Consider the following 13,445-nt stretch of genomic DNA (forward strand, 5'->3'; position numbering starts at 1 on the left):
GGGCGTTATGCGTTGAACCAGTGCTCGCGCGCCTTCATGATCAAAGCGCGTGCCGCTGCCTCGTCCAGGGACGAAATCTCGACCAATTCGTCAACGGCCAGGTCTGCCAGGTCGTCACGGGTATGGATGTCGCCGGCCGCCAGCTTGGCGATCAGCTCGGGGGTGACGCCGTCCAGGTCGCGCAGGTCCTGGGAGACCTCCTCGACCTTTTCCTCGCGGGCGATTTCCATCGTCAGCAGGGCGTCCTTGGCGCGGGTGCGCAGCTCGTTCACGGTCTCCTCGTCGAAGGACTCGATCTCGAGCATTTCCTGCATCGGAACGTAGGCGACTTCTTCCAGCGAAGCAAAACCTTCGGCGATCAGGATGTCGGCGACTTCCTCATCGACGTCCAGCTTCTCGACGAACAGCTTGCGCACCCCGTCGGATTCCTCGGCCTGCTTGGCCTGGGATTCCTCGGCGGTCATGATGTTGATCTTCCAGCCGGTCAGCTCGGACGCCAGACGCACGTTCTGGCCGCCGCGACCGATCGCGATCGCGAGGTTCTCCTCGTCGACGACGACGTCCATCGCATGGCGCTCCTCGTCCACGACGATGGACTGCACGTTCGCCGGCGCCAGCGCGCCGATGACGAACTGCGCCGGATCTTCCGACCACAGCACGATGTCCACGCGTTCGCCGGCCAGCTCGTTGGTCACGCCGTTGACGCGCGAACCCCGCACGCCGACGCAGGTGCCGATCGGGTCGACGCGCTTGTCGTACGAGACGACGGCGATCTTGGCGCGGCTGCCGGCATCACGGGCGGCGCTCTTGATCTCGAGCAGGCCCTGTTCGATCTCCGGCACTTCCTGCGCGAAGAGTTCCTTCATGAACTCGCCGGAGGAGCGCGACAGCATGATCTGCGGACCGCGCTGCGTCGGGTCGATGCCCAGGATCACCGCGCGGACGCGGTCGCCGGTGCGCAGGTTCTCCTTCGGGATCATCTCGTTGCGCTTGAGGCGGCCCTCGACGCGGCCCGACTCGGCAATGATGTCGCCCTTGTCCAGGCGCTTGACCGTGCCGACGAAGATGCGTTCGCCGCGCGACATGAAGTCGTTCAGCAGCTGTTCGCGCTCCGCATCGCGGATCTTCTGCAGGATGACCTGCTTGGCGGCCTGGGCACCGATCCGGCCGATGGGCACGGACTCGACGCCTTCCTCGATGTGGTCGTCGACTTCGATGTCGGCGATCTGCTCCTGCGCTTCGAACAGCAGGATCTCGGAATCGGCGTTCTGCAGGCCGGCCTCGTTGGGCACGACGTGCCAGCGACGGAAGGTCTCATACTCGCCGGTATCGCGATCGATGGCCACGCGGATATCGACCTCGCCGCCATACAACTTCTTGGTGGCCGAAGCCAGTGCCGCCTCAACGGCGCCGAACACCACATCGCGCTCCACGCTCTTCTCGCGCGAGATGGCGTCCACCAGCATCAACAGTTCGCGGTTCATTGATCGAGACCTCCGTCAACCTTGTCATCCGTCTGCCGGGACTTGGCATTGCTCTTCTTCTTCGACGCCTTGGGCTTCGCAGCCGCTCCGTCAGCAGATTCCGATCCGGGCGCCAAGCCCGTGTTCTTTTTCGCCGCGGTTTCCGCGGCAGCGTCGCCCGTCGACATCGACGCGCGACCCTTGAAAACGATCTCCGGCACCAGCTTGGCCGAGCGCACTTCGTCGAGCGCGAAGTCCAGCACCTGCTCGGTCTTGCCGTCCATGAAGATCACGCGCCAGGCGGTGTTCTGCGCCAGCGCGTTCCAGTCGTCCTGCGCCACGCCTTCGGCCGCGACCAGGACACCCCGGTACTTCTTGCGACCCTGGAAAGCCTCGCGCAATGTGATTTCCACTTCGTGACCGCTGAAGCGGGCGTAGTCGCCGGCATTGTTCAGCGGACGGTCCAGACCGGGGGTCGACACTTCCAGGCGCGTGTAGTCGACGGCTTCGACTTCCATCACGTAGCGCAGCTGGCGCGTGACGCGCTCGCAGTCCTCGACGTTCACCGGCGTCTCCGGTTCCTGGCCATCCACGAGCGGCTTGTCGATGTACACGCGCAGCAAGCCCCCGGCGCTGCGTTCGCAGCCCACCACCTCGTAACCGAGCCCGGTCACGGTTTTTTCAACAACGGCTTGCCAGCTCAAATTCATCGACGAAAGTATTTGCCCTGTAACAGGCTCGTAGGAACAGCCAAAAAAAATGGGCTGGATGAATCCGCCCACCGTTCACTTTTTCAGCGAAGCTAGAAGTGTACTATGCAAACAGCGTGCCGACAAGGCTGCGTCATCCGTCACGGCATGGCGTGCGAGAATCCTGGCCTTCCTCGAATCTATGAATACCAGGAGCAGACATGGGATTTCTCGCCGGCAAGCGACTGCTGATCACGGGCGTGCTGTCCAACCGTTCGATCGCCTATGGCATCGCCAAGGCCTGCCACCGCGAAGGCGCTGAACTGGCCTTCAGCTATCAAGGCGAACGGTTCAAGGATCGCATCACCGAATTCGCCGCTGAATTCGGTTCCCAACTGGTATTCGACTGCGACGTGAGCGACGACGCCCAGATCGATCGCCTGTTCGCGGACCTCGGCCAGCACTGGCCCGAATTCGACGGTTTCGTCCATTCGATCGGCTTCGCGCCGCGCGAGGCGATCGCCGGTGAATTCCTGGACGGCATGACGCGCGAGAACTTCCGCATCGCGCACGACATTTCGGCGTACAGCTTCCCGGCCATGGCCAAGGCCGCCCAGCCTCGCCTGCGCGCCGGCTCGGCGCTGCTCACCTTGTCCTATCTGGGGGCGGACCGCTTCGTTCCCAACTACAACACCATGGGTCTGGCCAAGGCCTCGCTGGAAGCCAGCGTGCGTTACCTCGCCTACGGCCTGGGCGGCAAGGGCATCCGGGTGAACGGCATCTCCGCCGGCCCGATCAAGACGCTGGCGGCCTCCGGCATCAAGGACTTCGGCAAGCTGCTCAAGCAGTTCGCCGACAGCGCCGCCATCAAGCGCAATGTCACGATCGAGGACGTCGGCAACACCGCCGCCTTCCTGCTGTCGGATCTGGCGGGCGGCATCAGCTCGGAAATCGTCTACGTGGACGGCGGCTTCAGCCACGGCGCGATGGCCGGGACGGAGTGAATCCCCCCGCCCCATGAAATCAGGCCCCGAGGGGCCTGATTTTCTTGATGCTTACTTCTTCGCGTCGATCACGCAATCCACGTAGTAACGCGTGACGCCGTCCTCGCCCTTCTCCGCCACCAGTCCGTGGACGTCGGTCGCGAAGCCCGGGAACTTGGCGTTGAAGTCTCTGGTGAACTTCAGGTAGTCGACGATGCGCTTGTTGAAGCGCTCGCCCGGGATCAGCAACGGGATGCCCGGGGGATACGGCGTCAGCAACGCGGTCGTGACGCGGCCTTCGAGCTTGTCGATCTCGACGCGCTCCGTCTTGCGATGCGCGATGTGCGCATACGCATCCGACGGCTTCATCGCCGGCTCCAGCTCGGACAGGTAGACCTCGGTCGTCAGGCGCGCGATGTCGCCCGACGCATAGGCCTCGTGCACGCTCTGGCTCAGGTCGCGCAGCCCCATGCGCTCATAGCGGGGGAAGGCCGCGACGAAGTCCGGCAGGATGCGCCAGATCGGCGCGTTGCGGTCGTAGTCGTCCTTGAACTGCTGCAGCGCGGTCAACAGCGTGTTCCAACGGCCCTTGGTGATGCCGATGGTGAACATGATGAAGAACGAGTACAGGCCCGTCTTCTCCACGACCACGCCGTGCTCGGCCAGGAACTTGGTGACGATGCTCGCCGGGATGCCGGTCTTGGCGAACTTGCCGCTCATGTCCAGCCCCGGCGTGATCACCGTGGACTTGATCGGATCCAGCATGTTGAAGCCGGCCTCGATCGGGCCGAAGCCGTGCCACTTCTCGTTGGCCTTGAGCATCCAGTCGGCGGCCTTGCCGATGCCGTCGGTGGCCAGCTTGTCCGGGCCCCAGACCTTGAACCACCAGTCCTTGCCGTAGTCCTTCTCGACCTTGCGCATCGCGCGGCGGAAGTCCAGCGCCTCGCTGATGGACTCCTCCACCAGCGCCGTGCCGCCCGGGGGCTCCATCATCGCGGCCGCGACGTCGCAGCTGGCGATGATCGAGTACTGCGGGCTGGTCGAGGTGTGCATCAGGTACGCCTCGTTGAACAGGTGCTTGTCCAGCTTCACGTTCTGCGAGTCCTGCACCAGCACCTGCGAGGCCTGCGAGATGCCCGCAAGCAGCTTGTGCGTCGACTGCGTGGCGTAGACCATCGCCGTCTTCGGACGCGGGCGGTGCTTGCCCATCGCGTGGTACGAGCCGTAGAAGTTGTGGAACGCCGCGTGCGGCAGCCACGCCTCGTCGAAGTGCAGCGTGTCGATCCAGCCGTCCAGCTTGCCCTTGATGGTCTCGGTGTTGTAGAGCACGCCGTCGTAGGTGCTCTGCGTCAGCGTCATGATCCGCGGCTTGGCCTTCTTCGCGTCCACACCCTTGAGCAGCGGGTTCTTCGCGATCTTCTTGCGGATGGTGTCGGCGGAGAACTCGCTCTCCGGGATCGGGCCGATGATGCCGTAGTGGTTGCGCGTGGGCGTCATGAAGACCGGCACCGCGCCGGTCATGATGATGCTGTGCAGGATGGACTTGTGGCAGTTGCGGTCCACGACCACGATGTCGCCCGGCGCCACCGTGTGGTGCCAGACCATCTTGTTGGACGTCGACGTGCCGTTGGTGACGAAGAAGCAGTGGTCCGCATTGAAGATGCGGGCGGCGTTCTTCTCGCTCTCGGCGACCGGGCCGGTGTGGTCCAGCAGTTGGCCGAGCTCTTCCACGGCGTTGCAGACGTCGGCGCGCAGCATGTTCTCGCCGAAGAACTGGTGGAACATCTGGCCGACCGGGCTCTTCAGGAAGGCCACGCCGCCGGAGTGCCCCGGGCAGTGCCACGAGTACGACCCGTCCTGCGCGTAGGCCATCAGCGCCTTGAAGAAAGGCGGCGCCAGGCCGTCGAGGTAGCTCCTCGACTCACGGATGATGTGACGCGCCACGAATTCCGGCGTGTCCTCGAACATGTGGATGAAGCCGTGCAGCTCGCGCAGGACGTCATTGGGCAGATGCTGCGAGGTGCGCGTCTCCCCATACACGTAGATGGGGATGTCCGCATTCTTGAAGCGGATCTCCTGGATGAACTTGCGCAGGTTCAGGACCGCCGGGTCCAGCTCCGCGCCGTCGCCGTTGCCGGAGAACTCCTCGTCGTCGATGGACAGGATGAAGGCGCTGGCGCGGCTCTGCTGCTGCGCGAACTGGCTCAGGTCGCCGTAGCTCGTGACGCCCAGGACTTCGAAGCCCTCTTTCTGTATGGCCTCCGCGAGCGCGCGGATGCCCAAACCCGAGGTGTTCTCGGAGCGATAGTCCTCGTCGATGATGACGATGGGAAAGCGGAAACGCGGCGTCATGAAGGCCTCCGGATCGGGGCAGGTCAAACAAGAAAGGCGCGAAGTGTAGGGCTAGAGCCGTGTCACGCAAGTGTTGATCGGGGGTTGTCGCAGAAACAGAACGGCCATGCCGCCCAAGCCCCGCCCACGCGGGCTCCTCCACGGATCGCCAGCCCGGAAAAGCGGAAGGCAAGCCCCCTTCGGAGCGCCCTGGCAAGCACCGACCCCGCGCGTACACTGAACGGACTCGAAGGACCGGGCGAATCACGGATCGCCCGGCAATCAGCTAGGAGGAATCGATGGACTGGAGTCTCGCCACCTGGTGGTGGGTGATCTGCGGCGTGCTGGTGGCGGCGGAGCTCGCGACCGGCACGACGTTCTATCTCTTGATGCTGGCGCTGGGTGCCGCCGCGGCGGCACTGACCGCCCATGCCGGCGGGCCGTTCTGGGTGCAGCTGGTCATCGCCGCACTCATCGGCGGCGGCGCGGTGACCTGGTGGCACCTGCGGCTGCGTCGCCATCCCAGACTGCCGGCCGCGGAGAACCCGAACGTGAACCTCGACATCGGCCAGAGCCTGGACGTCGCGCACTGGCGCGCCGACGGCACGGCCGAAGTCCGGTATCGCGGCGCCGCCTGGCAGGCGCGTTTCGTCGGCACGGGCACGCCCGCCATCGGCCGCCACGTCATCCGTGCGGTCGAGGGCAGCTGCCTGCTCGTCGAACCCGCCTGATCCGCCCGCATCCGTTTCAATTTCAATCCCGGAGGAGAGTCCCGCTCATGGAAATCATCGCCCTGGTCATCTTGATCGTCGCCATCGTCTTCGTCATCCAGTCGGTGAAGGTGGTCCCCCAGCAGAACGCCTGGGTCGTGGAACGCCTGGGCAAGTACCACGGCACGCTGACACCCGGCCTGAACATCCTGGTGCCCTTCGTGGACCGCCTGGCCTACAAGCATTCGCTCAAGGAGATCCCGCTGGACGTGCCCAGCCAGGTCTGCATCACGCGCGACAACACCCAGCTGACGGTGGACGGCATCCTGTACTTCCAGGTGACCGACGCGATGCGCGCCAGCTACGGCTCGAGCAACTACATCATCGCGATCACGCAGCTGGCGCAGACGACGCTGCGCTCGGTGATCGGCCGCATGGAGCTGGACCGGACCTTCGAGGAACGCGACGTGATCAACAGCTCCGTCGTCCAGGCGCTGGACGAGGCCGCGCTGAACTGGGGCGTGAAGGTGCTGCGCTACGAGATCAAGGACCTGACGCCGCCGGCGGAGATCCTGCGCTCGATGCAGGCGCAGATCACGGCGGAGCGCGAGAAGCGCGCGCTGATCGCGGCCTCGGAAGGCCGCCGCCAGGAGCAGATCAACATCGCGACCGGCGAGCGGGAGGCGGCGATCGCCCGCTCCGAGGGTGAGAAGCAGGCCGAGATCAACAAGGCGCAGGGCGAGGCCGCGGCCATCCTGTCGGTGGCGGAGGCCAGCGCCGAGGCGATCCGCAAGGTTGCCGCGGCGATCCAGCAGCCGGGCGGCAGCGACGCGGTGCAGCTGAAGGTCGCGGAGAAGGCGGTCGAGGCCTTCTCGCAACTGGCCCAGAAGAACAACACGATGATCGTGCCGGCCAACATGAGCGAGGTCTCGGGCCTGATCGGCACCGCGATGGCGCTGATCAAGAGCGACAAGGTGATCCAGCCCGGCCGCTGAGGGCCAGACCTGACCCTTGCCCCCTCGCCTCTGCCGGACTTCGACACGGAGTTCCCGCAAGTTTGATTTCGGACAGGAAATCTGCGCTATGATGGCGGGCTTCGGAGAGATGGATGAGCGGTTTAAGTCGCACGCCTGGAAAGCGTGTGTAGGTTAATAGCCTACCGAGGGTTCGAATCCCTCTCTCTCCGCCAGACATCCAGTACAACGGGCCTCGAGTGATCGAGGCCCGTTTGCTTTTCAGGGCCGTCTCCAGGGTCGTCCAGGGCGCGATCTATCATCCCGCCCCATGCTGACCTTCGAACAACTCTTCGGCTTCCTGCTCGCCGCCATGCTGATCACGGCGTCGCCGGGTCCTGACAACCTGATGGTGCTCGGGATGGGCGTGTCGAAGGGCCGTCGCCACGGCATGGTCTTCGGCCTCGGCTGCGCGCTCGGGTGCCTGAGCCACACGCTGCTGGCGGCGATCGGCGTCAGCGCGCTGATCGCGGCGTCGCCGGTGGCCTTCACCACGTTGAAGGTCTGCGGCGGGTTGTACCTGATCTGGCTGGGCATCAAGGCCCTGCGCAGCCGCGGCGGCGCGACGGTCGGCGATGCGTCGCAGGTCGAGGACTCGCTCTGGCGCCTGTTCTTCAAGGGTGTCCTCGCCAACGCGATCAACCCGAAGGTCGTGCTCTTCTTCCTGTCCTTCCTGCCGCAGTTCGTCGTGCCGGCACAAGGGCATGTGGCCGCGCAGACAGCGCTGCTGGGGCTGACCTTCACGCTGCAGGCGGCGGTGCTGTTCGGCCTGCTCGGCTACTTCGCCGGCGCGATCGGCCAATGGCTGCAACGCAAGCCGCGCGCCGCGCTGTGGCTGGACCGGATCGCCGGCGCGGTGTTCGTCGCGCTGGGCCTGCGGCTGATCGTCTCGCGCTGAGCCCTCCTCCCCGAGGGAATCGGATCGCGGTCGCGGTGCACTTCCGCCACGATCGCCCCGGTGCGGCGGCACACGGATTGCCGTCCGTCACCATCCCCTCTCAGGAGACTCGCATGACCCTTCGCCCCTTGCTGGCCGCCGCCCTGGTGGCCTGCCTGCCCGTGACCGCCGCGCTCGCCGCCGAAGCCACCGTGACCTTGAAGGTCGCCACCCCGCAGGGGGAAGGCGGACCGGTCGGCACCGTCGCGATGGAGGACACGAAGTACGGCCTCGTCTTCACGCCCAAGCTCACCGGCCTGCCGCCGGGGCTGCACGGCTTCCACGTGCACGCGAATCCGTCCTGCGCCGCGGCGGACAAGGACGGCAAGCCCTCCCCCGCCGAAGCGGCCGGCGGCCATTTCGATCCGAAGAAGTCCGGCAAGCACGGCGAGCCCTGGGGCGACGGCCACCTGGGCGACCTGCCCCCGATGTTCGTCAACGGGGAAGGCGAAGCCAGCCAGCCCGTGCTCGCGCCGCGCCTGAAGCTGGCGGACGTCAAGGGACATGCGCTGATGGTCCACGCGGGCGGCGACAACCATGCCGACCACCCTGCCCCGCTCGGCGGCGGCGGAGCGCGCATCGCGTGCGGCGTGATCCAGTGAGCCGGCGATCCGCCGATCAGCGGATCCTCGTGAGTTGAAGGAAGCGCCCCGGCATGTGCCGGGGCGCGCCGTTCAAGCGGAAGCCAAGGGCAGCGCGTGCCCGTCGCCGTGCGACAGCACCGGCGCGTCATACAGCGCGCGGATCGCGTCGCGTCCCACCGCCACGGTGCTCAGGATGCGGCCGTCGGCCCCCACCCACAACGCGCTCGGCGTGGCGATCACGCCGAAGAGCTGGTTGATGTCCTGCCCCGACTGCAGCACCACGCGATCCGGCGCGAGGTTGTTGAAGATCGTGCGGTTCGACTCGGCGCTGCCGCTGCTGATGGTCAGCCAGTGCACGGGTTCATTGTCCTGACGGCGCCAGGATGCCATCTCCTTCATGACCTCGTGGCATGGCGCGCACTGCGGTCCGACGAAGACCAGCAGCTGCGAGCCCGACTGCGCCACGTAGTCCGCCAGCGTGCGCGTGTTGCCCGCCACCGTCGGCGCGGCGAAGGCCGGCGCCGCCTGGCCGACGTGCAGCACCTGGTTGGACATCAACGTCTCGAGGCTGGGCACGCCGCCCGCGGGCTCGACGCCCAGCGCCTGCAGCCGCAGTTCCAGGTGGTCGATCTTCAGCAGCAGGCGGCCCTGCTGGCGCGCCAGATGCAGCACCAGCCAGCCCAGCAGACCCACCGCCAGCACCAGCACCGTCGACAGCAAGACCTGACCCCGGCCGCCGGACACCAGCGTGCCGGTCAACGATGCGGCACCTTCGACCGCCAAGGCGCTGGACAGCAGCCAGGCCGCGAGCGCGACCAGCAGGCCGTTGCGAACCACGCTGGCCCACGAGATCGGCTGCGAACGCGTCTGCCCGAAGCAGTTGCACGAGGGCTTGTTGCCCTGCGCCAGCTGCACCGCCATCGCCGCGGCGAAGACGGCCAGCAGACCCGCCGCCAGCGCGATGCCCAGCGCCGGCGCCCACGGCAGCACGACCAGCAGCGCGACCGCGAATTCCAGCAGCGGCAGCAGCCACGCGCCGGAACGCGCCAGCGTCGACGGCACGCCGAAGCTGCGCAGCGCCTGCGCGGTCGCATCCGGCTCCGCGAGCTTGGACCACGCCGCCAAGGCGAACACGCCCGCCAGGAACCAGCCCCCCAACACGATCAGGATGTCCACGATGCGTCTCCCTTCCCGTTCCGTTCCGTTCAGTTCGTCCGGTGTCGCCACCAATGGTCGCGCCCGGCCGAACGGCCGGGCGACGTGAAAGCGCGCTGCGTTACTTCGCCCGCATCTCGCCCGAGCCCTGCGCCGGACCCGCGGTCGTCATGCCGAAGCTGGGCACCGAGGCCGAGCGGCTGGCCAGACTCGACCCGACCACGAAGCAAGGTCGGATGCAGATCGGCGTCGAGCCGCAGCAGGTCACGCTGACGCAGGCCCATCCGGACGGGCAACCCGCGGACGACGAGCAGGTCGGCAATCCCGCGCACGACTGCGGCAGGTGGCAGAAGCCGCGACCTTCGATGGTCTGGAAGCAGACGCAACCGGGGTCCTGGCAACTCGGCAGCGCGCCGCAGGTGCCGCCCGGGCAGGTCGGGCAAGGCTGCGTGCCGCAGCAATCGCAACCGGCCTGCTGCGCGGCAGTGAAGGCATCGCCACCGGCCTGGTTGACCGCCTGGTAGTAGGCGCCCGCGGCCGCCTTGCAGGCGCCGCGCTTGATCTTGTTGCTGTCCACCGAGATCGGTCCGACCTGCACCATGTTGACGGGATAGGCCGCGTCGCAGGAACTGGTCATGCAGCTGTAGAAGGTGTTGTCGCAGCCGGCCTTGGCCTGGTTGCACTCGCCGTAGCAGCAGTCGTGGCCGTTGCAGCAACCCAGGAAGCTGGCCGCGCCGTATTGCGACGGGTACTGCGTGCCGCCCGCCGCGCCGCAGCCGTTGGGCGTGCAGCTGTAGCCGGGGTGGGCCACCTTGTTCGGGCAGGCCGCGAGGTCCGCCACCGGATGCTTGGGAGCGACGGCGCCGCTGGGCAGGCAGCACTGCAGCGCCGGGTCGTAGAGCTGGCGACCGCACAGGCAGTCCGCCGCCGCCTGCGCCGTCCGCGGCAGCAGGCCGCCGGCCAGCGTGGAGAACATGCCCAGCACCGACACCTTCAGCACGTCGCGGCGCGAGCCCTGGCTGCCCAGCGAGCGGGTGAAGTTGTCGAAGGCGTTGTCCGCCAGATGGCCCTGCAGATCGATGGCGTCATCCGATCGCAAGGCGGGCGAATCGCTGGCGGAGAACCCGCCCATGCCGCGCCGCAAGAGCGCGGCGACGCGTTGCCCGAAACCGAAGGTGCGTTCTGTCATGGATCACTCCTTGCTGGCGGCGCTCAGGCGCGCGACGGCGTCAGCGTGTAGTCGGCGGACACCTTGCCGGCGTCGTCGGCCGCGTGGTCCCAGGCGACCAGGCTGGCGCCGGTCGATTCGGAGCTCGTGCGCGGGCTCATCAGCTGGAAGCCGGACAGGGTCGCCCCCGGCGCCACGTGGTTCGGATACGGCGGCACCAGGTCGGAGGCGACCCAGGTCACGTAGGTCGAGCCGTCCGTGTCCGCTTCCCAGCCCGGCGGCGTGCCGGTCACCGTCACCGGCGCGTTGACCGACAGCGACAGCGTCGCGATGTACTGGCCGCTGCCCGCCGACTCGTTGTTGGTCAGCGCGTAGCTCCAGTAGTTGGGCGTGGTCGTGACCGCGAGCGAGGCGCGCAGCTCGTCGGCCGGGAAGCTCCCTGCCGCCGGCACCCGCACGTAGCGGCTCACCGTGAGGCCATAAGCCACGCCGGCGACCACGTAGGACCCGCGCACCGTCAGCAGCAGGTTGGCGTTGTCGACCAGCCCGGCGTCGGAGAAGCGACCGGCGAAGGTCGTCGACGACGAGGCCCCGAGCGTGCCCAGCACGATGGGCGCGTTGGGCGGACTCTGTCGCGTCGCGCTGCCGTAGGTGATGCTGGTGATCTGCACGCCCTGGAGCGCCGATTCACCGATGTTCATCAACGGGATGTTCAACCTCACCTGACCGGCGAAGCGCTGGATGAATGGCGCGCCGAGGGTCACGCGCGCGGAGACGACTGTGGCCATGCCTGCCCCTTGTGATGTCTCGAAGAGAGTCGATGAGGACCCGTCGTGCCGGGCGCGTCCGTGGATGCCTGAAGGCCGGTCGCTGCGGGGGGACGGGAGACGGGAGAGGAGGAAAGCGGGGGCCGGCGGCGTGATCCGCCGGCCGTCCGTGCTCAGGTGCCGGCGAGCAGCGTCGCGGACGGACCGGCGGCGCCGGACCGGCGGTGGGCCCGTCGCACGACCAGCGGCACCAGCGCGATCAGCGCCAGGGCCAGCGTGCCGGGTTCCGGCACGTCGCTGGCCGCCGCGGCGCGCACGGTCACCGCCACGGACACCTCGTCGGCGAAGTTGCCGTTGATGTCCGACAGCAGGAGGAAGAGGTTGAAGTTCAGGTCCGCGAGGAGGTCCGGCAGCGTCGCGATCATCAGCAGGTCCAGCACCGGGCTGATGGTGCGGTCCGGGATCACCACCTCGGGATCGCCCAGCAGCGGCGTCACGTCCACGAAGGGGAACGGGTAGCCGCTGAGGGACAGGAAGAAGTCGGTGGTCAGCAGCGGGCCGCCGCTGACGTTGGTGATCTGGCCGGTGATGACGAAGCTGTCGCCGGCGTCCAGCACCACGGAGGTCTGGGTGGTGCTGAGCGTGATCGGCGCGGCCGCGGCGGGTGCCGCGGCAAGACCGAGCAGGCCCGCCACGGAGGCTGCGAGGAGGGCCCCTCTTGCCAAGAGCCGGGCACCGAAGTGTCCACTTCTCTGGAACCAGCTTGTCGCGAGCATGATCACCCTCCTGTGCGCCGACGGCGCCCCTGTTGCGATGCGATTGCTGCGAAGTCTAGGAGTCGGTGGGCGGCCCGCGCACCCCCTATCCCGTAAGCGGGGACAGCCCCCCTCATTCGAGGCAGCCTGCCGTTGAAGCCCCTGTTCATCGGGCTTCCGACGCATCGCTTCTCCTCTGACGACCACCCCGCGCGCCCTCTGAAGCGCTCCCTCCGAGGCCAGTCAGGCGCGCGGGGGAAGGGACAGGGCGCGAACACCGCCTCGGTGACAGTCAAGGGACAGTCAAGGGACAGTCGACGTCCCTGGGAGGGACAAGTCAGGGACATGAAGGGTCTTCCCGCGCGATTGACATCGCGCTCGAATTCATGCCTTGGCATGGGTATGTGGATGGCCACGAAAGCGGCGCCCGACGCGATGCTTGCGCAGGCATGGTGCTTGCCGAGTTGATACGTCCGGTTTCAGACCGCTTCATCCACTTGCAGAGAGGTTCCCACCATGAACAGCCCAGTCGGCCCGCTCCGTCCGATCATCCAGGTCGGCCCGGTCGGCACCGCCGTCCCGCACCTCTACGACCAGGCGCTCCAGCGTCATCTGCTGCAGTGCGCGAAGGCCCGAGGGCGATGGTTCGGCCTCGCGTTGTTCGCTGAACGTGCGCGTTGTCTGGTGTTGCCGCGACTCGCCACCACCGCCGCCCTGAGCGCCCTCACCTTCGGTCTGTTCGCCCATTGGCTATGACAGACATCCGGAGCGCGAACGACCCCCGACCTCCGGCCGCCTCGTCGGACACGCCGTCGGACCGCTCTACCGGTCCGGGGCCGGAACGCTCCCCGGAAATTGCGGAAGAACTTGCGTTGCTGGACCCGGCGCTC

General features: G+C 67.1%; 13 protein-coding genes and 1 tRNA gene. 7 read left to right on the forward strand and 7 right to left on the reverse strand.

Features of this window, described 5'->3' with window-relative positions; all coding sequences use genetic code 11:
* Window positions 1–5 precede the first annotated feature (5 nt).
* Together nusA and rimP are read right to left on the reverse strand one after the other, a co-directional pair.
* Window positions 6–1,484 (reverse strand): transcription termination factor NusA, encoded by a 1,479-nt coding sequence (gene nusA / locus ABE85_RS12220; RefSeq protein ID WP_067274591.1) that lies wholly within the window; start codon window positions 1,482–1,484, stop codon window positions 6–8.
* Window positions 1,481–2,245: a ribosome maturation factor RimP gene (rimP, locus tag ABE85_RS12225; RefSeq protein ID WP_310732606.1), complete on the reverse strand. Its 765-nt coding sequence runs from the start codon at window positions 2,243–2,245 to the stop codon at window positions 1,481–1,483. Before rimP ends, nusA begins: the two co-directional genes overlap by 4 nt.
* Window positions 2,246–2,373: 128 nt before the next feature.
* Here rimP and fabI point away from each other — a divergent pair, with 128 nt between their 5' ends.
* The gene (gene fabI, locus ABE85_RS12230) at window positions 2,374–3,156 is read left to right on the forward strand and encodes an enoyl-ACP reductase FabI (protein WP_067274597.1); all 783 of its coding nucleotides are present in this window, start codon (window positions 2,374–2,376) and stop codon (window positions 3,154–3,156) included.
* Between the two features lie 51 nt (window positions 3,157–3,207).
* On the opposite strand, the gene ABE85_RS12235 is transcribed toward fabI, so the two are convergent.
* Window positions 3,208–5,487 (reverse strand): arginine/lysine/ornithine decarboxylase, encoded by a 2,280-nt coding sequence (locus ABE85_RS12235; protein ID WP_067274599.1) that lies wholly within the window; start codon window positions 5,485–5,487, stop codon window positions 3,208–3,210.
* A gap of 278 nt (window positions 5,488–5,765) precedes the next feature.
* On the opposite strand from ABE85_RS12235, the gene ABE85_RS12240 reads away from it, so the two are divergent.
* The 5 genes from ABE85_RS12240 to sodC all read left to right on the forward strand — a co-directional run bounded on the left by ABE85_RS12240 (window position 5,766) and on the right by sodC (window position 8,728).
* Window positions 5,766–6,197 (forward strand): NfeD family protein, encoded by a 432-nt coding sequence (locus ABE85_RS12240; RefSeq protein WP_067274603.1) that lies wholly within the window; start codon window positions 5,766–5,768, stop codon window positions 6,195–6,197.
* Between the two features lie 47 nt (window positions 6,198–6,244).
* Window positions 6,245–7,171, forward strand: a complete 927-nt coding sequence (locus ABE85_RS12245) for an SPFH domain-containing protein (protein ID WP_067274606.1) — start codon at window positions 6,245–6,247, stop codon at window positions 7,169–7,171.
* Between the two features lie 103 nt (window positions 7,172–7,274).
* Window positions 7,275–7,365: transfer RNA gene (locus ABE85_RS12250), tRNA-Ser, on the forward strand.
* Between the two features lie 95 nt (window positions 7,366–7,460).
* Window positions 7,461–8,087, forward strand: a complete 627-nt coding sequence (locus ABE85_RS12255) for a LysE family translocator (protein ID WP_067274607.1) — start codon at window positions 7,461–7,463, stop codon at window positions 8,085–8,087.
* A 113-nt stretch (window positions 8,088–8,200) separates the two neighbouring features.
* A complete protein-coding gene (gene sodC, locus ABE85_RS12260) occupies window positions 8,201–8,728 on the forward strand; it encodes a superoxide dismutase family protein (protein ID WP_067274610.1) in 528 nt (175 codons plus the stop codon).
* A gap of 72 nt (window positions 8,729–8,800) precedes the next feature.
* Here sodC and ABE85_RS12265 read toward each other — a convergent pair whose 3' ends face one another.
* The 4 genes from ABE85_RS12265 to ABE85_RS12280 all read right to left on the reverse strand — a co-directional run bounded on the left by ABE85_RS12265 (window position 8,801) and on the right by ABE85_RS12280 (window position 12,576).
* Window positions 8,801–9,886, reverse strand: coding sequence for a MauE/DoxX family redox-associated membrane protein (locus tag ABE85_RS12265; protein WP_067274612.1), 1,086 nt, complete (start codon window positions 9,884–9,886; stop codon window positions 8,801–8,803).
* Window positions 9,887–9,986: 100 nt separating this feature from the next.
* Window positions 9,987–11,054: a hypothetical protein gene (locus ABE85_RS12270; protein WP_067274617.1), complete on the reverse strand. Its 1,068-nt coding sequence runs from the start codon at window positions 11,052–11,054 to the stop codon at window positions 9,987–9,989.
* 23 nt (window positions 11,055–11,077) lie between these two features.
* Window positions 11,078–11,821 carry a hypothetical protein gene (locus tag ABE85_RS12275; protein ID WP_067274619.1) on the reverse strand — a complete coding sequence of 248 codons (744 nt, stop codon included), beginning with the start codon at window positions 11,819–11,821 and terminating at the stop codon, window positions 11,078–11,080.
* A gap of 152 nt (window positions 11,822–11,973) precedes the next feature.
* Window positions 11,974–12,576, reverse strand: a complete 603-nt coding sequence (locus ABE85_RS12280; RefSeq protein ID WP_157522272.1) for a hypothetical protein — start codon at window positions 12,574–12,576, stop codon at window positions 11,974–11,976.
* Window positions 12,577–13,071: 495 nt separating this feature from the next.
* On the opposite strand from ABE85_RS12280, the gene ABE85_RS12285 reads away from it, so the two are divergent.
* Window positions 13,072–13,311, forward strand: a complete 240-nt coding sequence (locus ABE85_RS12285; RefSeq protein ID WP_067274627.1) for a hypothetical protein — start codon at window positions 13,072–13,074, stop codon at window positions 13,309–13,311.
* Window positions 13,312–13,445 lie beyond the last annotated feature (134 nt).

Source organism: Mitsuaria sp. 7, assembly GCF_001653795.1.
In the GTDB taxonomy this organism is placed as follows: Bacteria; Pseudomonadota; Gammaproteobacteria; order Burkholderiales; family Burkholderiaceae_C; genus Roseateles.